Source organism: Halomonas sp. SCS19, assembly GCF_040147015.1.
In the GTDB taxonomy this organism is placed as follows: domain Bacteria; phylum Pseudomonadota; class Gammaproteobacteria; order Pseudomonadales; family Halomonadaceae; genus Halomonas; species Halomonas litopenaei.
Genome location: NZ_JAMSHN010000001.1, coordinates 2,908,362 through 2,934,885, shown reverse-complemented (window position 1 = coordinate 2,934,885; position 26,524 = coordinate 2,908,362). Strand labels below are relative to the sequence as shown.

Genomic DNA, 26,524 nt, shown 5'->3' with positions numbered 1-26,524 from the left:
GTGGCGCCTGGGCTCAGGCGTGGGCGTTCAGAAACGTCATCAACCGGGGAAAGACCTCACGGTCGACCCGGGCGCCCATGAACACGTCCTGATGACCGTAGCCGTCGATGATCGCGAGCTCATGGCGGCCTGGGGCGACCTCCTCCAGGGCCCGGTGGCAGTGCACGTTGCTGTCGGTGAAGACGCGATTGTCGCGTCCCGTCAGCAACAGGCAGGGGGTATCGACGCGGCGCGCCTCGAGCAGGTAGTCGTCGGGTAGCGCGGCGTATTCGGGCGCCTCGCGCATCTTCACCGTGCGATGGCCCCGGCCCAGCATCTTCAAGACATGCCGGTGGTAGTTGAGCCCTACCGGGCCGTAGAGGTCACCACCCCGTCGGTGGGTGCGCTCGTCCAGGTTCTCGTGGTTGTACAGTGCCGGCCAGCCGGTGCCCCACATCAGCGAAAGCATATGGCAGGCCGGCACATCGCATTCGCGGTGGAACAGCGATACGCCTTTCGACAACAGCTTGCCCAGCGTGAATCTTGGATCCTCGCTCCAGCGCGGGCTGACGTAGGGCTGCTGGAAGATGCGCTCGATCACGAAGGGAAAGATGTGGCCCTTGATCCTCGACCAGCGCGGTACATGGGGCGTCAGCGCAACGCTGTTGAGGATGCAGGAGCGAATGCCGCTGACGGTGCCGCCGAACAGTGCCATGGCAAAGCCCATCGAGCCGAGACAATGAGCGATCACGTGCAGCTCGACGTCGTCACCGGCGACCTGACGGATCTTTGCCACCGCCGCGGGAAAGTCAAACAGCGCACAGTCATCCATGGAGTAGCGGTTGGGCTGCAGGTTGTAGGGGTGGCGGTTGCTCATGCGGAAGTCCAGCGTCCACACCTCGTCGACCCCTTCGTCCAGCAGAAAGCTGACCAGATTGCGATGCTCGGGCTGGATGAACATGTCGCTGGAGGTGGTCAGGCCGTGAACGATCATTACCGCCATGCGCCCCTGGCCACGACGAAAGCGCAGCAGTGACAGCCCCAGGCCGTCCTCGGTACAGAAGCCGTGCTGGGTGACCCCGGCGTCGACAACGCCGTCGAGGGTATAGAGGGGGATCTCGCGGGCCATGATGTTACCTCCCGGTGGGTCGCCGCTTCCGTCTGCTAGGCCAGCATCCGCGCCATGGCGCGCTCGGCCAGGGCGGCGATGGTGCGCGAGGGATTGAGCCCCAGCGCGCGCGGCACGATGGCACCGTCGAGCACGTACAGTCGCGGATAGCCGAACACCTCCCCGGCATGGTCGACCACCCCGTCCCAGCGATTCTCTCCCATGGGACAACCGCCCAGTGGGTGCGGGGTGATCAAATAGTCCAGCAGGCGCCAGCTCGGTGGCTCGATGGCGACGCCTCCGGTGGCCGCGCTCAGGCGCTTGTGGCGTTCGCACAGCGCCTGCACCGTGGCTCGCGACGCGGCCACCCGATAGTCCAGGCTCAACGACGGCTCTCGCTCCAGCCAACGCCGCGTCAGCCTGAGCACCCCGTCGGCGGTGTCCATGCCCTGGCCGAACCAGGGCATCAGGCAGCGATCGGGGTCATTCTCCTTGAGCGCCTCGGCCAGCACCGCGCGCCAGCCACCCCGCAACATGCTCGCGGTGGCGGAGCGCGACAGCAATTCCGTCAAGGCGTGGGCGATCAAGTCAGGGTAGCCGCCGTCCTCGACGAAGTAGCGCTCACCGCCGTCGCTGCCGTCGAGATAGTCGATGGCGGCGCTGATGGTCGGCCCGCGACAGGCATCGATGCGTCTGTTCGGGTAGATCGCGGGGGTCAGGAAATCGCCATTGGCGCACCAGTGATGGCCGAGCAGCGGCGACAGTTCCGGCAGGGTGCGGTACTGGTCCCTGGCCCGCAGCAACAGCTCGGTGGACCCCAGCGAGCCAGCGGCAAGGATCACTCGCTCGGCGCGCTCGTGACGGATCGTCGGCGCGCCTTCCAGATGCTGAAAGGTCACCCGGTAGCCCCCGGATTCCGGCACCAGCGATCGCACCATGCTCAATGGACGTATCTGCGCCCCCAACTGCTCCGCCCGGGCCAGGTAATTCAGGTCAAGGGTATTGCGGGCCCCCACCGGGCAGCCGATATCGCAATAGCCGCAGTGGATGCAAGTCCCCTGTTCCTTGCCGTGGACATTGAGGGCCTGCCGACTGTGTCGACGGTGGTGAGGCTCACTGAGCCGATAGTTCCAGTCGGGGTCGAAGCGCACCGCCAGCGGCAAGGGGCGAAAGCGATCGCCGTCTCCGCTGCGCACGGCGGCCTCCTGGACCAGTCGATAGCGCTCGCTGACCTGGCCCGCGGGGACCTCGGCCACCTCCAGCATCTGGCCTACCCGGTCCTGGTAGGGGACGAGCTCATTGAAGTCGATCGCCTCCGGCCAGCCACTGTCGAAGGCGAACCGCTCAGCTGGCACCGAGACATTGGCGTAGACCAGCGAACCACCACCCACGCCAGCGCCCTGTGCCACCGCCATGCGCGAAAAGAAGCGCAGGTCGAGCCAGCCATGACGCTCCCGAGGGGCGTCCACATCGAAACACCAGTCATCATCCGGCCCCCGGGGAAAGTCCTCGCGCTCCCAGCGTCTTCCGCGCTCAAGCACCAGCACCTTGAGCCCGGCCTCGGCGAGCCGGCAGGCCGCCACGGCCCCACCAAACCCTGACCCCACCACGATGGCGTCGTAGTTCATGCCTCGGGCTCCCGGCGAATGACCCAGGGCGCATAGAGGTGCCACAGTTCACCAAAGAAGAAGCGACCGAAATCCGCCACCGTGCGCAGGTCCCCTTGGCCCGTCGGCGTCATGGTCTTGAGCATGGCCATCAACTCGGCCACGCCCAGGTGCAGGATGCCCGCCCCGAGAATGTCGGCCGTGGCGCTCTCGCCCTCATGCAGAGTGGTATAGAGGGTGGTGGTATCGCGCCAGAGATCAGGCCCCGGATCGTCGTTGACCCGCTTCACCCCGTGCAGGAACAATCGCCGCTCATCCAGTTCCAGAACCGCGTCGTAGACCATCTGACGCCCCGTCCCGGGGCCCTGGGAAAACAACTGAAAGTCGCCCTCGAGAATCACCAGCCCAAGGCCCAGCGGGGCAAAATCGACGACACCACCCAGCCTGCCGTGGTGGCGGTCGTCGGCCAGGAAGGCGCCCATGTCATCGATCTGGACCTTGGCATGGAGGGCCAGTTCGGTGCCTTCTGCATGCCCCAGCCGTTCACCACGCTCGGGCGCCTGGCTTCCGAGCGAAAAATGGCCTCGCATGGTTTCCTCGAACAGCAATCCCGCCAGCATGGGGTTAGTCGTATTCACCGCCATTTCTCCAGGAAAGGACCTGCTCCTGCGCCTGTCGTCCGGGCCGCCCGCCCTTTGGCGACCGGCCCGTCAGCACTCTTCCGACGAGCACTCTCCAGCCCAGCGCCCTTCAGCCCCGCTTTCGACATTGCCGCTACCGGCCATATCGCTCGCTACCAGGGCACCAGCGCCAGATCGTTATAGGGCACCACGGAGCCATCGGGGTCCGTCACCCTGACTTCATCGCCGTAGCGATCGATCACCTTGACCCGCAGACGGTGGTGAGCGCGGTCCAGCTCCAGGCGACAGAAGTTTTCCTGCTGATAGAAGCCAAAGGCCCGGTAGTGCAGCGTCACGTCACCATCAAACAGCGGAAAGCCATCCACCTGACCGGGCAGACGGGAGTCGTGAACAAAGCCGTTGGGGTCCCCGTCGGCCCAGAAGAACGGCCAGTACAGCGCCGAGGAGGTGACGTCATACAGCCGTCGCGGCTCGCCACCGCCCCCTTCCACCACCATCTCGGCGATATTGGCGCAGTGCACGTCGCCGCTGAGGAAGATCACGTTGTCGATGCCGGCCTCGACGATATGTTCGACCAGCGCCTTGCGGGTGGCCGGAAACCCCGACCAGCTATCGCTTTCGGCACGCCGGGAGAGGTTGGTCCGCACCAGATCCGTCGGCGCCTGGGCGTCATGGCCATCCAGGGCCGGATCGAGCCTTTCATCCAGCGGACTGGGCGCGAAAACTGTCGAGGTAACGACAAACTTGGGCATCGCGCCGCACCTGGCCTGCTGGTCGCTCAGCCACGTGAGCAGCACGTCCAGCTGGGAAGGATGCTGGGGGTCGATGCTGGGCCGTCCCAGCAGATGGTTGTCCATCACCCGGTTCTCGCGACCGTAGGTACGATGGGTACGGGTGTCACAGACGAAGAAGGGATAGCCGCCGCAGTCGAAGTGATAGTGCAGATGACGCCCGAAGCTGCGCGGGCAGTGTGACCACTGGTAGCTCATGTAGGCGCCAATGGCGACATTGAACAGCTCGCGCTTGGCGGCGAGGCGGTCACGATGCCAGTTGTCCTCGATCTCGTGGTCATCGAGGATCATGTACACCGGTGCCTGGCGCAGGAAGTGGCGCATCTGCGGGGAACCAAAGGCCTGGCGATAGCGGTCCTGAAACTCGGCGAAGGTCTCGGCGCGACCGATCGGCACGAAGCGACTGTACTGATCGGCGTAGATCTGATCGCCCACCAGCAGGCTGAAGCGCGCCGCCGGCCGACTGCCTCGACGCCTCAAGTGACTGGCCATGGGGCCGAAGATGCGATCGGCTTCCTTGGTCTTCCACAGGGTACCGGGATAGCGACAGGACCCCAGCAGAAAGGCCAGTCGTGGCTCCACTGCGGCGGCGAAGGTGGTGAATTCGGCCTCGCAGTGCTCGCCATCTAGGTCGGCGAGCAGCGACGCCATGCCGTTAACGTCGGGCAGCCTGGCGGCGATCTGGGCGTCACTCAGGCTTTCCACGTCGGGCGTCGTGTCATCCAGGGTGAGGGTCGCGACACGCACCTTGTAGCGGGTATCGGGCGTCAACGGCACCACCCCATCGGGTTGGCCCAGCGGCGCCACGCCATCGATCGCTCCCAGACCTTCCTCGGCCCCCAGCTCGAAGGTCCCGGTACGATCAAACTCCCGGTGCAGACGAAAATAGAAGGCGTGGGGACGTGACGGATCACCGTCGATCAGGCGGGGCAAGCCATTGTCCTCGACCACCGCCAGCAGGCCCACGGTGCGCAAGGACGCGGTCAGGTCGACGCCATCATCATTGGGAGCGATACCGCGAACCCACAGCCGACAGCTGTGAGCCGTGGTGTGCCCCACGATAGGCCCGATATCGGGCGCGCGAAGTCCCGACATGTGCCCTCCTCCGTCGCAGCGGCGCGTGCGAGGCAGACCGGTTGCCCGCCTGTCCCGTTAAGCGTAGTTCGACTTTGCTGAAGCGGCGACCTGGGCTCTGGTAACCTGTCACTTGCCAGCGTGGTCCTGCCAGTCGCTGATGCTCGCCGATTCTCTTCAATGCCAGCCCAGGAAGCCTCCATGACAGCGACGTCGGATAGCGCCCAGGACGTACTCTCGGTCAGCGACCTCAATCGACGCGCGCGCGCTACGCTGGAAGCCGATCTCGGCGAACAGTGGATCGAAGGCGAGCTGTCGGGGGTCTCGCGCCCGGCCTCGGGGCACGTCTACTTCACCCTCAAGGATGAACGCGCCCAGGTGAAGGCGGTGCTGTTTCGCACGCGTGGACGCTTTGTGTCGACGCCCATGCGTGACGGTGATCTGGTGCGGGTGCGCGCCCGAGTCTCGCTGTTCGAGCCCAGGGGCGACTACCAGTTGATCGTCGAGGCGGTGCAGGCCGCCGGAGCCGGCGCCCTGCTCGCCGCCCTGGCGGCGCTCAAGCAACGCCTGGGCGACCAGGGGGTCTTCACCAACGCTCGCTCGCTGGCCTTTCCCCCGCGACATCTGCTGGTGCTGACCTCCGCCAGCGGCGCCGCCCTGCGCGACGTGCTGGCGGTACTCCGGGCACGCTGGCCGCTGGTCACGGTGACCCTGATACCGGTACCGGTCCAGGGGGCCGAGGCGGCGCCCGCGATCATCGCCGCCCTGGGCCTGCTCAATCGCCAGGCGACGCTGGACCAGGACCGGGACGTGGTGCTGATCACCCGTGGCGGCGGCAGTCTCGAGGATCTGTGGGCCTTCAACGATGAACACCTGGCCCGAGCGATCCACCACTCGCGCCTGCCGGTGATGTCTGCGGTGGGCCACGAGACCGACCAGAGCCTGTCGGATCTGGCCGCCGACGCCAGCGCACCGACGCCCTCCGCCGCCGCCGAACGTCTGGTGCCCTCGCGCCAGGAACTGACGGCCCGGCTAACCCAGGCAGACAATCGTCTGAAGGGTGCACAAGCACGCCTGTTGCAGCGGGAAGGCCAGCGGCTGGATCACCTGCGCTCGCGCCTGCGTCACCCCGGCGAGGCGATCGCACGTCAGCGCGATAGTCTTGGCCAGCTGAAGGAACGCCTCGGACGCGCCATCAGCGGTCGAGTGGTCGCCGAGCGGCGCCGCCAGACAGACCTGGCTCACCGTCTGTCGCTGCGCTCGCCCGGACTCACCCTGGACGAGAATCGGCGCCAACTGAGCCGCTTGAGACGCCGTCTCGACGGCGCCCAGCGGCTATCGCTGGTCCATCGGCGCGAGCGCCTGGCAGCCGCCGCCCGGGAGTTGCAGGCGGTCAGTCCGCTGGCCGTATTAGGTCGTGGCTACGCCATCCTCACCGCCAGCGACGGCCAGGCGGTGCGCCGTGCCGATCAGGCCGCGCCCGGCCAGCGACTGCACGCTCGTCTCGCCGATGGCGAGCTGGACGTCGAGGTGATCGAGACATGGCCGGCAGCCGAGCAGGCCCCGGACAACCGATCCGACGACGAGGCCTAGGGCTTGTCTGAAAAGTGCCTGCGCTCGGTAATACAGCGTTAAAAATCGGATCAAAATGCTCATTTACACCCCGTAAACTGCGCTTTCTCACCGATTTTTGCCTTGTCTAACCTTCGCTCGTCGACTTTTCGGACAGCGCCTAGGTTGTCGGTATCTTGCCGGCGGCACCTTGCCGGCGGCACCTTGGCGGCGAACCGCCGCCGGCTGAAGCAGCCGGACGGGGCCGGAGCGGGGATCTTCGGGGGCTCGGCCCATCGGACCAAGCCTGCCCATCGGGCTAGCGAGAAGGGCTTGCCACCCCCGGCTTGAACGAGGCGGGTTCCAGCTCGTGGCGGGACAATAGCTTGTAGAAGTCGGTACGGTTACGTCCGGCGATGCGCGCCGCCTGGGTCACGTTGCCCTCGGTAATCTTCAGCACCTTGACCAGGTAGCTACGCTCGAATCCTGCGCGAGCGTCGTTGAAGGTCGGCATGGCGTTGTCTTCCGCCGCCAGCGCCTGGGCCACCAGGGCTTCCGGGATCATCGGCGCACTGGACAGTGCCACGCACTGCTCGACCACGTTGACCAGCTGACGCACATTGCCGGGCCAGGCACAGGTTGCCAGCAGATTGAGCGCCTCCGGCGAGAACCCCTTGACGAAGGGCTTGTGGCGCGACGCCGCCTGGGCTACCAGATGCTTGACCAGCAGCGGCACGTCCTCGGCGCGATCCTTGAGCGCCGGCAGCTTCAGGTTGACCACGTTGAGGCGATAGTAGAGATCCTCACGGAACTCACCTTCATGCATGGCCTGATCCAGATCGCGATGGGTCGCCGACAGCACCCGCACGTCCACCGGCACCGACGTGGTGGAGCCCACCGGGCGCACCTGACGCTCCTGCAGTACCCGCAGCAGCTTGACCTGGATCGCCAGTGGCATGTCGCCGATCTCGTCCAGGAACAGGGTGCCACCGTCGGCCGCCTGGAACAGCCCGCCGTGTTCGCTGATGGCCCCGGTGAAGGCGCCCTTGGCGTGGCCAAACAGCTCGCTTTCCAGCAACTGCTCCGGCAGCGCGCCGCAGTTGATCGCGATAAAGGGCTTGTCGGCGCGGGCGCTGGCTTTGTGGATGGCATTGGCCAGCAGCTCCTTGCCGGAGCCCGATGGTCCAGTGACCAGCACGCTGACATCGGACCCCGCCACCATCCGCGCCTGCTCGAGAATACGCTCCATTTCAGGGCTGCGGGTGATGATCTCGTCGCGCCAGCTATCATCACCTTCGCCGCTGCTAGCGGTATTGGACAGGGCATCGTCGATGGCCCCGAACAGCTCTTCGCGGTCCACCGGTTTTGTCAGAAAGCTGAACACGCCCTGGCGAGTGGCGCTGACCGCATCCGGAATCGAGCCATGGGCAGTCAGGATGATCACCGGCAGGCCGGGCATGCGCCGCTGGATATCCTGGAACAGCGCCATGCCGTCCATTTCATCCATGCGCAGGTCGGACAGCACCAGATCCGGCCGCCCTTCTTCCAGCCGTTTGAGCGCCTCGCGACCGCTCTCGGCGGTGGTCACCCGGTAGCCGCGGCTTTCCAGGCGCATGCCCAGAAGCTTCAGCAGGCTGACATCATCGTCTACCAGCAGTACATGGGCCGATGTCCTGGCGTTCGCGGTCGCTGCGACTTGCTTCATATCACCGTCTCCACAATTTCACTCCATCCGCTGTCGCTGGTTGGTGCTCTGCTCTCATTCCGCCTGCTGTCGCAGATTGATGTTCTGCTCGATGGCAGTCATGGCATCGAGCTTGTCTGCCAGTTCCTTGTTTTCCTGGCGTAGCCGAGCCACCTCGCCATGATGGCGACCGGCGCGGTCATCCAGGGCGCGCCGCCCTTCGAGTTCGTTGAGCCAATAGCGCAGCAGGGGCTGGAGTTCAACGGGCGCCAGGCTCAGGTCCGCCTTGTAAAGCTCCGACGCCTGGTCCCACTGGGCTTCGCTGCCCCAGCTCAAGGCCACGGCACGCCCCAGGCGTTGCTCGGGCGCATGACCTTCCAGCCGCGCCAGCATGGCGTCACGCCACTGGCGATCGCCACGCTGGGAGGCCAGACCGAAGGCGATCCAGTCGGTCAACATGCAAGAAGACTCGGCAAAGGTCGGCACCTCTGCATGGCAGGTGGTCAGATCGAGCGCTTCGACCGCCGGTGTTTCGTCACCGACTGACTCGATAGGCAGCATTTCGCAACCGCTGATCACCAGCATCAGACTGACAACAGCGGCAGGGCCGACGACTCGGGTAAGCGAGCGTCGAGGTGTCAGGGTCACACCCCTTGAGTTCATAGCGTCAGGTTCCTTGCGTCCTGACCCGTCAATGCGGGCCTTGTATCGTTATGTAGGCCGTAATGTCGGCCATCTTCCGGTGGTGCTGCCGGCAGCGTCAGTCGAAAGCACACCGGCCACTCGGGATCATCGATCAGCTCGAGCCGGCCGTGCTGTAGACGAGCGCAGTCGGCCGCCACGGAGAGTCCGATGCCGGAGCCCTTGAGCGCACCCTTGCGTCGTGCTCGTCCTTGGTAGAAGGCCTCGAAAAGGTGGTCACGGTCCTGCTCGGCGATCGGCTCGCCGGTGTTGGCCACCTCGAGCTCGAGCCTGTCGTGGCGTGCACGGGCGCGAATCAGCAGCTTGCCACCATCCTCACCGTAAGCCACGGCGTTGGACACCAGATTATCGAGCAATCGGGCGGTGGCCTGATGATCGGCACGCCACTGCAGCGGGCCCGAGAACACTTCGACCGCCATCTCCTTGGACTGCAGGCTCAATCGATGCTTGGCCAGCACCTCGCGTGCGACCGTGGCCATGTCGAGGCGCTCGATGGCCGCACTGCGGTGGTGCTGCAACAGATTATAGTCGAGCAGTTGCTCGATCAGGCGCTGCAGTTCGGCGCCGCTGGCGTCGATCAGGTCCAGCACTTCACGCTGACGCGGGCTCAACTCACCGGCCACGCCATCGGACAACAGCGCCGATCCCTCACGAACGCTGGCCAGCGGTGTCTTCAGTTCATGGGACATATGGCGCAGGAACTGCTGTTTCTGGGCTTCGAGCTCTTCCAGGCGATGGGTCAACCAGTCGAGCCTCTCGCCCAGCGCCACCAGCTCTGCAGGACCCTGAACGTGGCGCTGCTGGCTGTCCTGATAGCCACTGCCGATGCCGAGGATGCGCCGCTCGAGCTGACGCACCGGGCGTATGATCAAGCGGGTGAACAACAGCATCAGCATCAGACTCGCCGAGACCAGTGCCCCGGTCTGCCACCACAGGCGTTGCTGCACTTGTCGCGCCCGTTCACGGATGGCGTCCAGGCGCAGATCGATGCGCCTGTTGGTGGCCTGGCGCATACCCTCGACGTGTCGGGAAAAAGCTACAAAGTCGTCGAGCGAAGCCGCGTAGGCCTCCGGCGGCTGTTGCGGCAGGGTCGCGAGTTCGTCGAGCAGGCGTTCCAGCGCCTGGATGTCGGGGTCATCGGGCAGCAGCAGGCGCTGGCGCGCCAGCAACTCACGGAACTCGGCCAGACGATCGGCATAGATGTCGAGCAGGCTTTCTTCCTGGATCACCGCGTACTGGCGCGCACCACGCTCCATTTCCACCGCCAGCGACCCCAGCGTGCGTGCCCGACGTGTCTCGGACACCGCCTGACGAGCGCTGACCTCGGCCAGCCGCGACAGCTCCGACAGCGCCTGACCAGCCTGGTACATCAGCACACCAAGCGGCAGCATGACCACCACGAAGGCCAGCAGCACCAGTTGCAACAGCGAGCGAGGGCGCCAACGGCGCGTGGCAGCAGAGGTCATGACCAGAGTTCTGTGAAGGAAGGTGAATGAAGCGTCCATCAATCCATCCAGAAGAATACCAGAATTGGCCCGTTACCCCCGCGTCAAACGCTCAGCCGACTTCGCAAAAAACCGTATGAAAAAAAAGGGGCCGGCTAGGCCGGCCCGAATACGCAGGGAACTGAAGGGTCGAAAACAGATCAATCGATGGCCTGGTCCGCCCATTGAACGGTTTTCGGGTGGCCCAAAGGGCCCGAAGCCAAGGTGCGATCGTCGTTACCAGGAACCTGATCTCACCTCTTGGATGGTCTCCCATCCTGCCTCGTTCTGGCTCCGTCGCCTGGGCGGCGGAGCGAAAGACTCCCCCGAAGGGGTCGGCTTCCTTGCCAGAGCATCCTTGCTCTTCACGACACCTCTCCATGCCTGATCGGCCGGTGCCGTCTCATCGCAACCTTGTGTCGCACATCACGCGGAGCAGGCGCTGGGTTCGTCGGAGTCGCACAGGGCAGTGATTTTTCCGCCGATCCCGGAAGGACAACGACACTTGATCGCCACCTTCCCTGCTCGCCAAGACTATTGCGATCACCGTGCCAAAAACAAAGCAACCTATTTATTATCAATAACTTAAAATTATCAAAAATTGCCAACCACAGCCATCTTAAGCGTCATGGCCGACTTTCGAGGTCTGAGCCTTGAACAAACGTCGCCAAATCCAGACGCAAAACGAGCCAAAATCAAAATATCCTTACTTAACAAACAATTACGGCGTCTCCAAATGGAGACGCCGTAATGGTTGGCCGAAACGTCGACGAGCACCTTCCCTGGTACGCCCTACAAGGCCTTGCTCATTACCTTCGACTTCCGCGCATGATTGTAGGCGTCGCGTCGCAGCGGTGGCAGTTCATCGAGCGCCGAGGGGACAAAGCCGTGCTCAAGAAACCAGTGGGCGGTGTGGGTGGTCAGGGCAAACAGACGATCGATGCCCTGGCGCCGGGCCTGACGCTCGATCTCTGCCAGCAGGCGTTCACCACGGGCCCCGCTACGATAGTCCGGGTGCACCGCCACGCAGGCCAGCTCACCGACGTTGGCGTCGTCGAAACGGTGCAGGGCGGCGCAACCGATGACCATGCCATCACGCTCGATCACCAGGTAGTCGTCGATCTCGTGCTCGAGCCGTTCGCGGGATCTCGGGACCAGCATGCCGCGCTTCTCCAGCGGATCCAGCAGTTCCAGCAGCCCGCCGATATCCTCCACGCCCGCCGCTCGAAGCTGTTCGTAGCGATGCTGGGTGATCATGGTGCCGACGCCGTCACGGGTGAAGAGTTCGCCCAGCAGAGCGTCGGCGTCGCGCCAGGACAACAGGTGGGTGCGTGCGACGCCATGGGACGCCGCCTCGCAGGCGGCTCCCAGGTGGCGTGCGCGCTCCTCACCGATAGAGGCGTCGTCCAACAGCGGCCGCGCCTCCGCCGGAGACAGCTGTCGCAACAACCGCCCGCTGTCATCGCGCAGACCGTCGGATTCCCCCAGCAGGATCAACTTGTCGGCCTTCAGCGCCACTGCCACTTGCTGGGCGACCTCTGCGGCGTCCAGATCGAAGACCTCGCCCGTGCTGGAAAACCCGAGCGGCGGCAGCAGTACCAGCGAGTGCTGCTCGAGCAGGGCTCTGACCGCCCCCGAGCGGACCCGGCGTACCTCGCCGGAACGCTGGAAGTCGACGCCGTCACGCACCCCCAGGGGCTTGGCCATGACCAGATTGCCGGACACCGTGGTCAACTCGATACCGTGCAGCGGCGTGTTGGGCAGCCCCAGTGACAGCCGCGCCTCGAGCCACAGGCGCTGCTCGGCGGCGACCCGCTCGACCCTGGCCATGATGGTTTCGTCGGCGACCCAGCGCCCCTGATGGCGCACCGGCGAGATACCCTCGGCTTCGAGCACGCTGTGTACCTGATGGCGAATGCCGAAGGCCACCACCAGCTTGACCCCCAGGGTGTGCAAGAGCGCCAGGTCCTGGATCAGCGACTCCCCTCGCCCCGCCGCCATCGCCTCCCCTTCGACCAGCACGACGAAGGTGCGGCCACGGTGGGCATTGATATAGGGCGAGGAATGGCGAAACCAGTCGACGAAGGAAAAGGACGTGTTCAAGGACCGGACCTGCTGCGGCGGACAAGGAGAAAGGAGTTCTCACTATATCAGAGCCTGCTATCGACCCACACCCGCCCCGCCCGTTACGCCCTGTTGCCACCTGCGCACCTGCGGACGCCAGACACGACAACGGCGCCCGAAGGCGCCGTCGTGGGGGGGAGGAGTGAGCGACATGATCGCCCTATAGCCCCTTTCCAACCCGTTAGTTGAAGATCCCTTGCCTAGTTGAAGATCCCCTTGAACATGAAGAAGAACATGATCGCAAGGCCCGCCCCTGCCGGCAGGGTGATCAGCCAGGACATCACGATGGTACCGATGACCCTCAGGTTGAGGGCGGCAAGACCGCGGGCCAGACCCACGCCCAGCACCGCACCCACCAGGGTGTGGGTGGTCGAGATCGGCAGGCCGGTTCCCGAGGCCAGCACCACGGTGGTGGCGGCGGCCAGGGTGGCGGCGAAGCCACGGCTCGGGGTCAGCTCGGTGATGCCGGTGCCGACGGTGGCGATGACCTTGTGACCATAGGTCACCAGGCCGACCACGATGCCACCACCGCCCAGCACCAGCACCCACCAGGGCACCGCCGAGGCGCCTTCGATGCTGCCATGCTCATGCACCACGCTGATGACCGCGGCCAGAGGGCCGACGGCATTGGCCACGTCGTTGGAACCGTGGGCGAAGGCCATGGCACAGGCGGTGAAAATCATCAGCACGCCGAACACCCGCTCGACACCCTCGAAACCGAAGGAGTCGGTCTTGCGCTGGCTACGGCCGATGCTGCGCTCGCGCCAGATACCCAGGCCCATCAGCGCCAGGCCAAAGAGCACCGCGATCAGCAGACTCTCGAACGGAGCAAGGTGCAGGCCCACGTGCTTGAGGCCCTTGGTCAGGGTCACCATGGCGACGATGAAACCCACCAGGAACACGTACATCGGCACATAGCGCTTGGCAGCGGCGAACGGGTCGTCGGCTTCGAACACCAGACGCTGCACCGACTTGAACAGCATGAAACCGATGGAGCCCGCGAGCAGCGGCGAGACGATCCAGCTGGCGGCGATCTGGCCCACCTTGCCCCAGCCCACCGCCTCGATGCCGAGCCCGGCCAGGGCAAAACCGACGATGGCACCGACGATGGAATGGGTGGTGGACACCGGCCAGCCCTTCATCGAAGCGATCAGCAGCCAGGTGCCGGCGGCCAGCAGCGAGGCCAGCATGCCGTAGACCAGGAACTGGGGGTCGTTTTCCAGAAGGGCCGGATTGATGATGCCCTTGCGGATGGTTTCGGTGACCTGGCCACCGGCCAGCCAGGCACCGAGAAATTCAAAGATGACGGCGATGATGATCGCCTGCTTGATGGTGACCGCCCGTGAACCTACGGAGGTACCCATGGCGTTGGCCACGTCATTGGCACCGACGCCCCAGGCCATGAAGAAACCGAACGCGCAGGCCAGTAGGATGAAGATGTCACCGTGCTGGGCAATGATCGACATGGGAGAAGATCCCTTGATTGCTGACTGAGGAAAGTCTGAATGACGTCAGACCGCCCGCAGGCGGTCGGATGGAAAGACGGTCTTCAGTTCGCCGTCATGATCTGGAGTCGGCTGCCGACCCGCTCGGCGCGGTCCGACACTTCTCCGATCCATTCGATGATCTGATAGAGGAACATCACGTCTACCGGCGGCAGGTCCTTCTCGAGGGCGAACAGCTGGCGACGAATGGCGATCTGCTGCTCGTCGGCACGCTGCTCGAGATCATGCAGCCCACGGATCAATTTCTGCATCAGCTCGGTGACATTGCGTCCGAAGCCGGATTCGAGCAGGTCCTTGAGTTCCTCGAGGGCCTGACGCGCCTGGGCGACACAGTCGACGGCGGTGGCGATGTACTCGCGCATCGGGGTCGCCAGGGCGTCGGGTACCTGCATCTGGCGGCCGAGCATGATGCCGGTGATGTCGCGGGTCTTGTTGGCGATCTTGTCCTGAACGCTGACCAGGTCCAGCAGGTCCGAACGGGAAACCGGCAGGAACAGGGTGTTGGGCAGGTTCAGCCTCAGCTCGGTCTTCAGCGAGTCCGCCTCGTGTTCGAGCCGGGTAATCACTTCACGATGCGAGGCCGCCGCATCCCAGTCGCCCCTAAGGGTCGCCTCGAAGAAGGGCAGCAGCTCGGCAGAGCAGTCGTGCGCCTTTTCGATATGGGCCAGCAGCGGTTGAAAGGGGGAGCGGCCAAACATCGCCGAAAACGGATTTGATGTCACCATAGGGAGTCACGGACACTGGAGAAATGGCGGCGACAGTATAGTGACCCCAAACTGTCACGTCATGGAAAAAATACTGCCTCACTAACGTCACATTGATGTGATTCACCCTCCATTATCCCTGCCAGGACGCTCCGCATGAGCCATGAAGTCGAACTCAAACTCGCCCTGGGGCCGGATGGCCCGGATGCGCTACGACGCCACCCCCGCCTCGCCGGAGAGGCTTCCCGCCGTCAGACGCTGGTCAATACCTACTACGACACCCCTGAGGGAGATCTCAAAGAGGCCCGCGTCGCCCTGCGTCTGCGGCGTATCGGCGACGAGTGGCGCCAGACCCTGAAGACCAGCGGCCAGGGCGGTGGTGGCCTGTCCACCCGGGGAGAATGGGAATGGAAGGTGGCCGGCGACACCCTCGATCTGGAAGGTCTCAAGGGGCTCGAGCCGATCCAGGCATTGGACGAGACCCTGCTGACCCGCCTCGCCCCCTGCTTTACCACCGACTTTCAGCGGGAGGTGTGGCTTTTGCAAAGCGATGGTGGCGAGGTCGAAATCGCCCTCGACGAGGGCGAGATTCGCGTGGGGGAGCTAAGCGTTACCATCCGCGAGGTCGAGCTCGAGCTCAAGCGGGGAGACGCCAGACAGCTACTGGAGCTGGCCGATGGCTTCGCCGAGAGCGTCCCGCTGCGCCCATCGGACACCAGCAAGGCGGCTCGCGGGACGGCACTGGCGGAGGGCTGGCGGCTGCCGTCCGGCGACAGCCCCTCGACCCTGCTGCATCGCCTGGTGGTCGCCCTCGACGCCTACGCCGACACCCAGGACAGCGGCTGGATGGTCACCGCCCGGGAGACGCTAGAGCGGCTTGCACAGTGCTCGTCGGCGCCCGGTGTCGGTGAGGAAGTCAAGCACCTGCAAGACTCCCTCGAGGACGCAGAGCACCGTCCCGACTGGCTCAGTGCCGAGGTCGGCGCCGGCCTGTTGAGACTCGGTCGCCGGCTACCCGACAACGTCGAGATGGAGTAACGTCAATAGCGAGCAACGCCGACGATGGCCCCATTTCCTGTAGGCGATAACCTAATCCCTGCAGGAGAATGCCCCGAGACCACAAGGACACGCCCGTGATCAACGGCTACAAGCCGGCCGCCGAAGGCCTCAAGACGCGCATCTTTCAGATCATCTTCGAGTCGGATACCCGGCTGGCCAAGGGCTTCGACATCGCCTTGATCACCGCCATCCTGGCCAGCGTGCTGGTGGTGGTGCTGGAGAGCGTCGATAGCCTGCGCATGCAGTATGGCGAGCTGTTCCGGGCCATCGAATGGACCTTCACCATCCTCTTTACCATCGAGCTGGTCCTCAGGCTCTACTGCCTCGAGCGGCCGCTCAATTATCTGAAGAGCTTCTACGGCACCGTCGACCTGATCGCCATCCTGCCGAGCTGGCTGGCGCTGCTGATCCCCGGGGCCCAGTCGCTGATTGTCATCCGCCTGCTGCGCAGCCTGCGCATCTTCCGGATACTGAGACTGATGGAATTCGTCGGCGAGGGACGCCTGTTGATCGACGCGCTGAAGCGCAGCGGCCACCAGATCTTCCTGTTCCTGTTCACGGTGTTCATGCTGGTGACCATCTTCGCCTCGATGATGTATCTGATCGAGCCGAGGGAGGCCGGTTTCACCAGCATTCCCGTAGCCATCTACTGGGCGGTGGTGACCCTGACCACGGTGGGCTACGGCGATATCTCACCGGTGACGCCGCTTGGCCAGGCCATCAGCGTGGTGGTCATGTTGATCGGCTACTCGATCATCGCGGTCCCCACCGGGGTCTTCTCCGCCGAGGTAATCCGCTCGATTCGTGCCGATCGCTACTCCGACGAAGCCTGCCCAGGCTGCGGCCACGACCGCCACGAGCAGCGTGCCAAGTACTGCCTGATCTGTGGCACCTGGCTCGACGAGGACACCCCCGACCCCAACGCGCCGAAGGAAGAACCAGAAGAGGAACCGGAGGACGACGGCGGTGAGGAAGAAAAGGCCAAGCGCGAAGATGACGAAGACGATGGCGTCAGCAATCCCGACCGCAGCGGGCCCTCTGTCTAAGGCGGGGTCCACAACCGCGGCCCGGGAGAGCGAGCCAGGAACGCGACCCCATCATCGTGGCGGTATTCGCCTGTCGCCTTTCTGACAATGCGCCGCATGCTTTCGCTGGTTTGCGTCGAGCGCTACTCCTGGAAGGGTGAGATATCGCCGCGCCCTTCGCGCACGATGACCGGCGGCATGTCGCGCAGATCGATCACGCTGGTCGGCTCCAGCTGACAGGCGCCACCGTCGATCACCAGGTCCAGGTGCGCACCGAAGCGATCGCGAATCTCTTCGGGGTCGGTCATCGGCAACGCCTCCCCCACCGGAATCAGGGTCACGCTCATCAGCGGCTCGCCCAGGCGTTCAAGCAGGGCACGCGAGATCTCGTGGTCCGGCACCCGTACACCGATGGAGCGGCGCTTGGGATGCAGCAGCAGCCGGGGCACCTCGGTGGTGGCGTGCAGGATAAAGGTGTAGGCGCCCGGGGTGTGGGCCTTGAGCAGGCGGAAGACGGCGTTGTCCACCTTGGCGTAGGTGCCGATCTCCGACAGGTCCGAGCACACCAGCGTAAAATTGTGCTTGTCGTCCAGCGACCTGAGCCACTTGATCTTCTCAATGGCCTTCTTGTCCCCCAGGTGGCAGCCCAGGGCGTAGCCCGAGTCGGTCGGATAGGCCACCACTCCGCCCTTGTGGATGATCTCGACCGCGCGGTCGATCAGGCGCTTCTGGGGGTTGTCGGGGTGAATCTGAAAGTACTGGGTCATGTTGCCTCCCTGGCGAACAAACGGGCAAAAGAAGTTGGCGAAGAAAGCACGAGGCGCAGCGCGGGCCTTCCCTCTGAGACTAGACCGAATGGGCGGCGTTCTTGTCTTCGGGGCTCTTGTCTTCCGGGCCGGCGCGCGGGGTGTCATCGTCCACGCTCGCATTTGTCACGCCAGGGCCCGCCACGTCCGTACTCGCCGCGCTGGCGAACCAGTCGGCAAGGCGCGGATGGGCCCACACCGGCGCCACCGCGGTGCGCGGAATCGGACTCATGCTGCCCGGTGCCAGGTGTCCTCCCGGAAAGTGAAAGTCGCTGCCCAGCGATCCGTACAGGTCGCGCTCCATCAACTGTCGCGCCAGGTCCCGGGTGACATCCGGGTTCTGGAAGCCGCTGACCAGCTCCGCCGCCTGGCCACCCGCTCGACAGAACTCGTCGAGCAGCAAGCCGCGCTTGCGTCGAGTCAGCTTGTAGCGCAGGGGGTGAGCCAGCACCGCCACGCCGCCACTGTCGAGGATCCACTCCACCACCTCGGACAGGTAGGGCCAATGCGACTTCACGTCACCGATCTTGCCGTTGCCAAGATACTTGCTGAAGGCCCCGGACAGATCCGCCACCAGCCCTTCTGCCACCATCACGTGGGCGAAGTCGGGGCGATTGAGCGGCCGGTCGCTGCCGGCCCAGGCACGCGCCTTGGCCAGCCCGTCGCTCAGGCCGATGCGTTCGAGTCGCCGGGCAATGGTCTCGGCACGCTTCTCGCGGGCGATGGCCTGCTCGGCAAGGCCGGCTTCCAGCATGTCCCCCGGCCCCGACGGCAACAGCCCGACCACATGGATATTGAGTCCCCGCCACTGACAGGACAGTTCGCTGGCGGGCAGCACCGACAGCCCAAGCTCGCGGGCGCGACGGTCGGCCTCGGCGACCCCCTCGAGGCTGTCATGGTCGGTCAGGGCGATATGCGAAAGCCCCTTGGCGTGGCACAGCGTCACCAGTTCCGACGGCGCAAGAGCGCCGTCGGAAGCGGTCGAGTGCATATGCAGATCGATGGCGAGGGCCGTGCCCTCGAAGGACTCAGGAAGGGCTGGCATGGGACAGGAAACTGGCTCCTCGACATGACGCCGGGCGGCGACTTTGACAGAATATGGCCTCCATGGTGCGCGTGGCGCCTGCCGCGGTCAATGCTGGTCGCGTCGCGCATGCGCCTCCCCGAGCCGGGTGATCGTCATCCAGGATGCCGTAGAGCGGCATCCGACCGCCCGGCGAGTCTGCCCGGGCCAACGTCAACCGGGCCCTATCGAGGAACTATCGATGCTCTACGCGATCATCAGCGAAGATGTGGACAACAGCCTGGAACGTCGACTGGCCGCCCGGCCCGACCACCTGGCTCGACTCGAGGCCCTGCGCGATGAGGGACGCCTGGTACTGGCCGGACCGCACCCGGCGGTGGACAGCGAAAATCCCGGAGACGCCGGCTTCAGTGGAAGCCTGGTGGTCGCCGAGTTCGACGACCTGACCAGCGCCCAGGCCTGGGCCGATGCCGACCCCTACATGATCGCCGGCGTCTACGCGTCGGTCACCGTCAAGCCGTTCAAGAAGGTCTTGCCCTGAGGCGAGCCGAGTGCCTGCCCCGCGCACCTGGCGGGATCGCGGGCACCCTGCTTCTGGCACCTGTTCGTGGACAGGCGATGTCCTGGCTGCCGTTCACGAACAGCCTGTTTGCACAGGTCTTGTTCACAGCCTGCTTGTTCACAGAGTCTGTGGAAAAGTCTGTTGAAACGCCGCGGACGCATTGCTGTAACCCTGTTGCCACGCCCTCGACAACAGAGTGATCAATTCTTGACCAGCCCCGCCAGCCGGAAATCTTCGACGTGACATCATCTCCAGATGGCCTCCCCGCCCTGACCGCCGCCACTACCGCCGAACTGGACTGGCGCGAGGACGACAGCGGAATCAGCCCTCACTCCCGTGCCTTCGACGATGTGTACTTCTCGCGCCACGACGGTCGCGCCGAGACCGAGCACGTGTTTATCGCCGCCAACCGGCTGCCCCAGCGCTTTGCCGCCTGGCACGAGCAGCGCCCCTTCGTGATCGGTGAAACGGGCTTCGGCACTGGGCTCAACGTGCTGTGCGCCTGGCACAGCTTCGAGGCGCTGGCGCCCCCCGGGGCGCGGCTGCACATCGTCTCCACCGAGCGCTATCCCATGAGCGCCGAGGATCTGACTCGGGCCCTGGCAGGCCAGCCGGATCTGGCCGACAAGGCGGCGGCGTTGATTCGTCAATGGCCGGCGGCGGTCACCGGGGTGCATCGACTGGTGCTGTCGCCCCGGGTCATTCTCGATCTGCACCTGGGTGACAGCAGCGAACGCCTTGCGCTGCTCGACGGCCTGGTGGACGCCTGGTTCCTCGACGGCTTCGCCCCCTCGAAGAATCCCGAGATGTGGCAGCCTGCACTGTTCGCCGCGATGGCGACGCACTCCCGTCCTGGCGCCACCTTCGCCACCTTCACCTGCGCAGGCATCGTCAAGCGCGGGCTCAAGGCCGCCGGCTTCACCTGGCGCAAGGTACCGGGCCATGGACGCAAGCGCGAGATGCTCGCCGGCGAAATCGACTCGCCTCCCGACGATACCGGCAGACGTCACACCCCCTGGTTTCGCCCTCCTGAGGCGCGGCCCTGTCGGCGCGTGGCCATTGTCGGCGCGGGCATCGCCGGCTGCAGCGCCGCCGAGGCGCTGGCCCGACGTGGTGTCGAGGTCACCCTGATCGACGCTTCGCGACCCGGCAGCGGGGGCTCCGGCAATGTCCAGGGCGCGCTATACGTGAAGCTCGCCGCCGACACCAACCACCAGAGCCGGGTCTATCTGGGCGGACTGCTCTACAGCCAGCGCTGGCTCGCCCGGCTCGACCCCGAGCAGCTCCTGTGGTCAGCCTGTGGCGTGCTGCAACTCGGTGCCAACGAGCGCGAGGCCCGTCGCCAGCGACGCTTTCTCGATCACCACGGCCTTCCCCACACGGTGGTGCGTGGCATCGACGCCGACGAGGCCTCCAGCCTCGCCGGGCTCTCGCTGCCCCACGGCGGCCTTTACTATCCGCTGGCAGGCTGGGCCAGGCCGCGCGAGCTGTGCGAGCAGCTCGCCCGCACGCCAGGGGTGACCTTCGTCCAGGCCAGCATCGACAGCATCGAGCCTCTGGAGGACGGCGGCTGGCGTCTTGTCGGCAGCCACGCCCTGAAGGGCGATCACACCAGCGTCGCCATCGAGGTGGATCAGGTCATCGTCGCCGCCGCCTATCGCTCGGCTGACTTCAGCCAGGTCACTGGCCTGCCGCTGCAGGCGGTACGCGGCCAGGTCAGCCGCGCGCCCCTGGCGCTCGAGGCCCCGGCGCCGAAGCGAGTGGTCTGCGCCGGTGGCTACGTGGCACCGCCGCTGGATGGCGTGCTGACCTTCGGCGCGACCTTTGCCCCGGGGCGTAGCGACAACGACACCCTCGACGAAGACCACCAGGCCAACCTGGAGGAACTCGACAGAACCCTGCCGGGCTACCTCGACCAGCTGCGCCAGGCCGGCCATCCTCTGGCGATAGAGAACCTCGATGGCCGTGGCGGTGTGCGCTGCGCAAGCCCCGACAAGACGCCCTACGCTGGCCCGCTGCCCGATCAGCCGGCATGGCTTCGCGACTACGCGGTGCTGGCCAAGGACGCCACCCGGGTGCCGGACGTCGCTAGCAGCCACCATCCCGGCCTGTGGATCAGCGCCGCCCACGGCTCACGGGGGCTGGCCAGCGCGCCGCTGTGCGCCGAACTGCTGGCCTCGCGGATCTGCGATGAACCGCTGCCGCTGGAAGCCCCCCTGGCCGACCACCTGCACCCGGGGCGGCGGCTGATCCGCGATATCGTCCAGGGCAAGCGCCAGGGCTAGCGACAGGGCTAGCAAAAGGGCGGGCTCCAGGGCCTGGCTATAGAGCTAGCTCCGGGGCTTGCACCAGGGCTAGCACCAGAGCTTGCTCCAGGGCTGGACGCGAGCAGCAACGCCCAGACGCCGACGGCCCGCCTTGAAGGCGGCCCGTCGTCTTTTTCACCCGCCGCAGCAAGCGTCAGGCGGCCGGGGGCATCGGCAGATCAGATGTCTCCTTCTTCCTCGTCATCTGCGATGTCTCTGCCAAAAGATCGCCACTGGGCCAGGGTCAGCACCTCGGTGCTCTCGGTCTCCAGATCGTGGGCGATGATCAGCTCCGAGCGCTCGAGCTGGCCCTTGAGCTCCTTGACCCAACCATTCATGCCCTCTCCGGTGTCGGTGGTGTCGTAGCCCTGACGGGTGACGAAACTCTCGAGCAGGGCGTCCAGTGTCTCCCCGGGCAACATGCGATAGGGTACTTCGACGAAACGGCTCATGCTTGCTCCTCCGAACTCTCGGATTCCCACTCGTTAAGGCGCGCGAGGAAGGTCGCCTCGTCGATCACCTCGACCCCCGCCTGCTCGGCCTTGGCCAGTTTGCTGCCGGCACCGGGGCCGGCCACCAGGCAATGGGTCTTCTTCGACACGCTGCCGGCCACCTTGGCGCCCAGCGCCTGCAGGCGCGCCTTGCCCTCGTCCCTTGTCATGGTCTCCAGAGTACCGGTGAGCACCCAGGCCTGGCCTTCCAATGGCGTGGGGCGCTCGCCGACGTCGACCTCGTCCCAGTGCACCCCCGCGGCGATCAACGCCTCCAGCGTTTCGAGGTTGTGCGCCTGGTGGAAGAAGGTGGCGATATGGGCGGCCACCACCGGCCCCACGTCGTCCACCGCCTCCAGCGTCTCACGGTCGGCCTGCTTGAGGGCATCGAGGTTGCCGAAGTGGCTCGCCAGGTTGGCCGCGGTGGCCTCGCCGACCTCGCGGATACCCAGGGCGTAGATAAAGCGTGCCAGGGTGGTGGCCTTGGCCCTTTCCAGCGCCTCGACCAGATTGCTGGCCGACTTCTCGGCCATGCGCGGCAATTCTGCCAGCCGCTCGGCGGACAGGCTGAACAGGTCCGCCGGGGTCTTGACCCAGTCACGCTCGACCAGGGCATCGATCAGCTTGACGCCGAGGCCGTCGATGTCCATCGCCCGGCGCGAGGCGAAGTGCTTGAGCGCCTCCTTGCGCTGGGCGGCGCATACCAGCCCGCCGGAGCAGCGTGCCACCACCTCGCCCTCGATCCGCTCTATCTCGGACTCGCACACCGGGCAGCGCTCGGGGAAGACGATATCCTGACCTTCGCCTGCCGCCTCGACCACCCTGACCACCTGGGGGATCACGTCGCCGGCGCGGCGAATGGCGACCCGGTCGCCGATGCGCACGCCAAGCCTCGCGATCTCGTCGGCGTTGTGCAGGGTGGCGTTGGACACCGTCACCCCGGCCACGCTGACCGGATCGAGCCGTGCCACCGGGGTGATCGCCCCGGTGCGCCCCACCTGAAATTCCACGTCGGTGAGGGTCGTGGTCTGCTCCTGGGCCGGGAACTTGAAGGCGATGGCCCAGCGCGGCGCGCGCGAAACGAAGCCCAGCTCGCGCTGCAGGCGTAGCTCGTCGACCTTGATCACCACCCCGTCGATATCGACGTCCAGGCGCTCACGACGCTCCCCCAGGCGGCGGCAGTAGTCGATCACACCGTCCGCCCCCTTGACCACTTCGAGCTCGCGACTGACCGGCAGGCCGACCTCGGCCACCCGCTGCATCAGTTCGCTATGGGTGCTTGCGCCGTCGTCGGGCTCGATGCGCGCCACCTGGTAGCCACGGAATTCGAGTGGCCGCGTGGCGGTCACCCTGGGGTCGAGCTGGCGCAGGCTGCCGGCGGCGGCATTGCGGGGATTGGCGAATACCTTGCTGCCCTGCTCACGGGCACGCTCGTTCATCGCCTCGAACTCCTGGTGACGCATGATGACCTCGCCGCGCACCTCCATCAGCGTCGGCGGCGTCTCGCCCCGTAGGCGCAGCGGAATGGACTTCAGCGTCTTCAGATTGGACAGGATGCCCTCGCCGGTACGGCCGTCGCCACGTGTGGCACCGCTGACCAGCACACCGTCTTGGTAGACCAGCGAGACCGCGGCGCCGTCGAACTTGGGCTCACAGCTGAACGACAGTGCGTCGGCGTCCAGCTCCATACGCTCGGCCACCCGCTTGACGAAGGCTCGTATCTCATCGTCATCGAAGGCGTTGTCCAGCGACAGCATGGGCAGCGCGTGGGTCACCTCGGGGAAGCCGTCGGCGGGCTTGGCACCGACCCGCTGGGTCGGCGAGTCGGGGCTCGCAAGCTCGGGATGGGCCTGTTCGAGCTCCGTCAGCCGACGCAGCAGCCGGTCGTACTCGGCGTCGGGCAGGCGTGGGTCGTCGAGCACGTGATAGCGGTAGTTGGCGTCATCGAGTTCGGTGCGAAGCCGCGCGACCTCGTCACGGGTCGAAGCATCGGTGGTCATGTAAACCCTTGTCCTGGCGAAGTGCGAAGTGCTGATGATCGGCCATTCTACCCCATGCCCGCCGGGAGAAAACCGCCAGACATCACCGCCCCCGACAGGCAAGCCCGGTCCACCCCATCAAGACACAGCAGGAAAACGCAGACGGCCCCGTGTCTCCACGGGGCCGTCGCGTACCAGGCAGCGCCTGCGCGGTCAGTTCACCTGATAACGATGCAGGCGGTGGCGGCGCTCGAACTCCTGCACCCGCTGGCGGGCAAACTCCACGGTCTGGGCGGTCATCACGCTGTGATTCTCGTCCTTCAGCTCACCCCCCATATGGCGCACGATCACCATCGCGGTCTCGACCATGGCCTCGAAGGCCGCCGAGCTGTCCTTGGCGCTGGGCAGCGGCATCAGCAGGGTGATGCCAGGTGTGGTGAAGTCGTCCATGGCTTCGATCGGGAAGGTCCCGGGCTTGAGCACGTTGACCATGGAGAACTGCAGGGCGCTGCCCTCATCCTCGGTCTCGAAGCGATGGAAGATTCCCATGTCTCGGCTGTAGCGCAAACCGCAGGCCATCATCAGCTCCAGCAGGGTCGTGCCAGGGAAGCCGTCCTCGTCACGGGACATCACGCTGATGACGATGATTTCCTCGGCGTTGCTCAGGCTGTCACGGGCATGCTCGGCGTTGACGTCGTGGCGCAGGGCCTTCTCGAGCACCGGATGGGTGCGCACCCTGGAGTCTTCGACATTGGCGTCCGCTGCTTCGTTAAATGCGGCTTCGTCATACGCGGCTTCGTCGTACGTGGCATCGTCAAACGAGGCTTCGTCTTCCATCGACGAGGCGCCACGCTGATCGGCAGCGGCCTGCCTGGCAAGCAAGGCTTCCTGACGGCGGCGCTCGGCCTCCTGAGCGGCCTGCTCCTGACGCAGCCCTTCTTCCTGCTGCCGCTGACGCTGCTGTTCGGCCTGATGCTGTGCCTGTTCGGCCTGCCGGCGAGCTTCTTCCTCGGCCTTGAGCTTGGCTTGTTCGGCCTTCTGCTCGGCCTTGAGTCGTGCCTTCTCGGCTCTTTCCTTCTCACGCTTCTCGCGTTCGATACGCTTCTGTTCCCGGCGTTCTCCCAGCGACTTCTGCAGCGAAGCGCCAAAACGATGCACGGAGGACCCCATTCGACGAGAGCGATCCTTCAACGAATCTCCCATCCCCTCGAAGTCCACCAGACGATACTGATCCTCGTCGAATTCCTCGTGGTCCTGTGGGTCCGCCGCCAGAGACGGCATGGCAGCGTCGCCGGGCTCGCTCGCGACGTCATCGTCACGACGCGCGCTCAAGCTGGGCTCGCGGCGCCCATCACCCGCGTCGGCGACATCGTCACGCACCGCGTGTTCGTCCTGGGCAGTCTTGCCGGTGGAGGCGTCAGCGTCCACCGGAGCGTCCATCGTCGTCTCGCTGGTGGCCCTTGGCTCCTCGCGGCTGTCGGCCGCCATGGGCTCGTCTGACAGGGAGGACTGCTCGGCCACTTCTTCAGCGTTTTCAGCGTTCGGGGCCTGCGCGGGCGCTTGATCGACCCGCACCGACGGCTCTGCCTGTGCTGGAGTCGGTTCTGCCTCGGCGGGCGCTTGTTCTGCACCCTCTTCTACACCCTCTGCCTGGGTGGGCTGCTCGGCCCGGGCTGCAGGTGCCGGCTGACTGGCTCGCGGGGCAACGGTGTCCGCCGGCCGGTCATTGGTCGACGATCCATCGGCGCGCTGGCTGTCCCCAGCCTCCTGAGCGCGACTGGCCTGACTGGAGCGGAATTCGGACAACACCCGGGAGGGCCCGGGGTGCTCCTGGCGCTGCAGCTTGGGCTTGGGCTGAACATTGGAGAAGTCCGCAGGCCTGACGACCCTGGCCCCTCCATTGGGCAGCTCCCAGTTGATTTCTTCCTGGCGCGCACGCTCCTCGGGGTCGTCCTCTACCGAGGCCACCTCCCGACGCTCTGGCGCGCTGGGTCCGGGGCTCGCCGCCATGGCGGGTTCCTGATCATGGCGACTGCCATGACCACTGCCATAGCCGCTTTCGTAGCTACCGTAGCCACTATCGAGGACGTCTCCCTGCACCTCATCAAGGCGGGGAGTGCGACGTTGGCGCTGGAGGCGACGCGCCCCATCGATAACGATGAGGGTCACCAGTGCCAGCCCCAGAATGATCAGCCACTCTCTTAGTTCCATGGGTCGTCATGCCTTTGCTAAGGCGCCATGCCTGATGGTTGTCCGTCAACAGCATAGCGTGATTGCGAAAAAAAGGGCCACTTTTTTTATTTGTCAAGCGCCGGATT

At 65.4% G+C, this 26,524-nt stretch carries 20 protein-coding genes; 5 read left to right on the top strand and 15 right to left on the bottom strand.

The window, feature by feature from the left end; all coding sequences use genetic code 11:
- Positions 1–13 precede the first annotated feature (13 nt).
- The 4 genes from NFH97_RS12855 to NFH97_RS12840 form a co-directional block, all read right to left on the bottom strand.
- Entirely contained in the window at positions 14–1,108 is a 1,095-nt protein-coding gene (locus NFH97_RS12855; RefSeq protein ID WP_045991093.1) for an alpha/beta hydrolase family protein, read from the bottom strand.
- A 35-nt stretch (positions 1,109–1,143) separates the two neighbouring features.
- Positions 1,144–2,715 (bottom strand): GMC oxidoreductase, encoded by a 1,572-nt coding sequence (locus tag NFH97_RS12850; RefSeq protein ID WP_349624901.1) that lies wholly within the window; start codon positions 2,713–2,715, stop codon positions 1,144–1,146.
- The gene (locus NFH97_RS12845; protein WP_349624900.1) at positions 2,712–3,332 is read right to left on the bottom strand and encodes a hypothetical protein; all 621 of its coding nucleotides are present in this window, start codon (positions 3,330–3,332) and stop codon (positions 2,712–2,714) included. Before NFH97_RS12845 ends, NFH97_RS12850 begins: the two co-directional genes overlap by 4 nt.
- 155 nt (positions 3,333–3,487) lie before the next feature.
- Positions 3,488–5,221 (bottom strand): alkaline phosphatase D family protein, encoded by a 1,734-nt coding sequence (locus NFH97_RS12840; RefSeq protein ID WP_108449943.1) that lies wholly within the window; start codon positions 5,219–5,221, stop codon positions 3,488–3,490.
- Between the two features lie 180 nt (positions 5,222–5,401).
- On the opposite strand from NFH97_RS12840, the gene xseA reads away from it, so the two are divergent.
- Positions 5,402–6,793, top strand: coding sequence for an exodeoxyribonuclease VII large subunit (xseA, locus tag NFH97_RS12835; protein WP_124803400.1), 1,392 nt, complete (start codon positions 5,402–5,404; stop codon positions 6,791–6,793).
- A 277-nt stretch (positions 6,794–7,070) separates the two neighbouring features.
- On the opposite strand, the gene glrR is transcribed toward xseA, so the two are convergent.
- From glrR to NFH97_RS12805, 6 genes are all read right to left on the bottom strand, one after another.
- Positions 7,071–8,456, bottom strand: coding sequence for a two-component system response regulator GlrR (glrR, locus tag NFH97_RS12830; protein WP_045991097.1), 1,386 nt, complete (start codon positions 8,454–8,456; stop codon positions 7,071–7,073).
- 54 nt (positions 8,457–8,510) lie between these two features.
- A complete protein-coding gene (locus NFH97_RS12825; RefSeq protein ID WP_231498601.1) occupies positions 8,511–9,098 on the bottom strand; it encodes a hypothetical protein in 588 nt (195 codons plus the stop codon).
- Positions 9,095–10,603 (bottom strand): sensor histidine kinase, encoded by a 1,509-nt coding sequence (locus NFH97_RS12820; RefSeq protein ID WP_124803404.1) that lies wholly within the window; start codon positions 10,601–10,603, stop codon positions 9,095–9,097. Before NFH97_RS12820 ends, NFH97_RS12825 begins: the two co-directional genes overlap by 4 nt.
- Positions 10,604–11,413: 810 nt before the next feature.
- Positions 11,414–12,724 (bottom strand): amino-acid N-acetyltransferase, encoded by a 1,311-nt coding sequence (argA, locus tag NFH97_RS12815; protein WP_045991098.1) that lies wholly within the window; start codon positions 12,722–12,724, stop codon positions 11,414–11,416.
- A gap of 221 nt (positions 12,725–12,945) precedes the next feature.
- Entirely contained in the window at positions 12,946–14,211 is a 1,266-nt protein-coding gene (locus NFH97_RS12810; protein ID WP_045991099.1) for an inorganic phosphate transporter, read from the bottom strand.
- Between the two features lie 83 nt (positions 14,212–14,294).
- A complete protein-coding gene (locus NFH97_RS12805; protein ID WP_045991100.1) occupies positions 14,295–14,975 on the bottom strand; it encodes a TIGR00153 family protein in 681 nt (226 codons plus the stop codon).
- A 135-nt stretch (positions 14,976–15,110) separates the two neighbouring features.
- Here NFH97_RS12805 and NFH97_RS12800 point away from each other — a divergent pair, with 135 nt between their 5' ends.
- A complete protein-coding gene (locus tag NFH97_RS12800; RefSeq protein ID WP_348827050.1) occupies positions 15,111–15,992 on the top strand; it encodes a CYTH domain-containing protein in 882 nt (293 codons plus the stop codon).
- Between the two features lie 98 nt (positions 15,993–16,090).
- On the top strand, positions 16,091–17,059 hold the full coding sequence (locus NFH97_RS12795) for an ion transporter (RefSeq protein ID WP_315901234.1): 969 nt from the start codon (positions 16,091–16,093) through the stop codon (positions 17,057–17,059).
- A gap of 122 nt (positions 17,060–17,181) precedes the next feature.
- Here the strand turns inward: NFH97_RS12795 and NFH97_RS12790 are convergent, their stop codons facing one another.
- Together NFH97_RS12790 and NFH97_RS12785 are read right to left on the bottom strand one after the other, a co-directional pair.
- Positions 17,182–17,805 carry an L-threonylcarbamoyladenylate synthase gene (locus tag NFH97_RS12790; RefSeq protein WP_045991103.1) on the bottom strand — a complete coding sequence of 208 codons (624 nt, stop codon included), beginning with the start codon at positions 17,803–17,805 and terminating at the stop codon, positions 17,182–17,184.
- Positions 17,806–17,884: 79 nt separating this feature from the next.
- The gene (locus tag NFH97_RS12785; RefSeq protein ID WP_349624899.1) at positions 17,885–18,889 is read right to left on the bottom strand and encodes a PHP domain-containing protein; all 1,005 of its coding nucleotides are present in this window, start codon (positions 18,887–18,889) and stop codon (positions 17,885–17,887) included.
- Positions 18,890–19,109: 220 nt separating this feature from the next.
- On the opposite strand from NFH97_RS12785, the gene NFH97_RS12780 reads away from it, so the two are divergent.
- Entirely contained in the window at positions 19,110–19,409 is a 300-nt protein-coding gene (locus tag NFH97_RS12780) for a YciI family protein (RefSeq protein ID WP_349624898.1), read from the top strand.
- Positions 19,410–19,669: 260 nt separating this feature from the next.
- Complete coding sequence (mnmC, locus tag NFH97_RS12775) at positions 19,670–21,715, top strand: bifunctional tRNA (5-methylaminomethyl-2-thiouridine)(34)-methyltransferase MnmC2/FAD-dependent 5-carboxymethylaminomethyl-2-thiouridine(34) oxidoreductase MnmC1 (protein WP_349624897.1); 2,046 nt, start codon at positions 19,670–19,672, stop codon at positions 21,713–21,715.
- Between the two features lie 200 nt (positions 21,716–21,915).
- Here the strand turns inward: mnmC and NFH97_RS12770 are convergent, their stop codons facing one another.
- The 3 genes from NFH97_RS12770 to zipA all read right to left on the bottom strand — a co-directional run bounded on the left by NFH97_RS12770 (position 21,916) and on the right by zipA (position 26,417).
- Entirely contained in the window at positions 21,916–22,188 is a 273-nt protein-coding gene (locus NFH97_RS12770) for a YheU family protein (protein ID WP_108449937.1), read from the bottom strand.
- The gene (gene ligA / locus NFH97_RS12765) at positions 22,185–24,227 is read right to left on the bottom strand and encodes an NAD-dependent DNA ligase LigA (protein WP_349624896.1); all 2,043 of its coding nucleotides are present in this window, start codon (positions 24,225–24,227) and stop codon (positions 22,185–22,187) included. The genes NFH97_RS12770 and ligA overlap by 4 nt, the downstream gene beginning before the upstream one ends.
- 192 nt (positions 24,228–24,419) lie before the next feature.
- A complete protein-coding gene (gene zipA, locus NFH97_RS12760; protein ID WP_287164321.1) occupies positions 24,420–26,417 on the bottom strand; it encodes a cell division protein ZipA in 1,998 nt (665 codons plus the stop codon).
- Between the last annotated feature and the right edge of the window lie 107 nt (positions 26,418–26,524).